This window comes from Salinimicrobium oceani (genome assembly GCF_012037645.1).
This window is the reverse complement of sequence record NZ_JAAVJR010001299.1, coordinates 1-331: the sequence shown is the minus strand read 5'-3', so window position 1 is coordinate 331 and position 331 is coordinate 1. Positions and strand designations below refer to the sequence as shown.

Annotated in this window: 1 protein-coding gene; it reads left to right on the top strand. The window is 39.9% G+C overall.

The genetic code is table 11. The features are described 5' to 3' along the window. Positions 1-196: hypothetical protein (locus HC175_RS21915; RefSeq protein WP_168139988.1), on the top strand; the 196-nt coding region annotated here is incomplete at its 5' end. Positions 197-331: the final 135 nt, after the last annotated feature.

Below are 331 nucleotides of genomic sequence, written 5' to 3'. Positions count from 1 at the left end.
CTCAGATCTGGCTAAAAAAGGTTTTGATCCTCAATATGGAGCAAGACCGGTAAAACGTACCATCCAAAAAGAGGTGCTCAATAAGCTGTCAAAAGAGATCTTAAGTGGAAGAGTTCATACAGACAGCATAATTCTGCTGGATGCTTTTGATGAAGAGCTGGTCTTCAGAAATCATGAAGAAATAGCGGAAAGCTAAAAAAGCTAATGAAAAACGGCCCTAAATTTTGGGGCCGTTTTTTTATTTAAGTATTTCAGGTTGTTACCATCTATCGATCTCGCGCTTTAATTCCTCTTTATCGCGTCCCGTCTTTTCCTGAAGGCGTCCTAACAA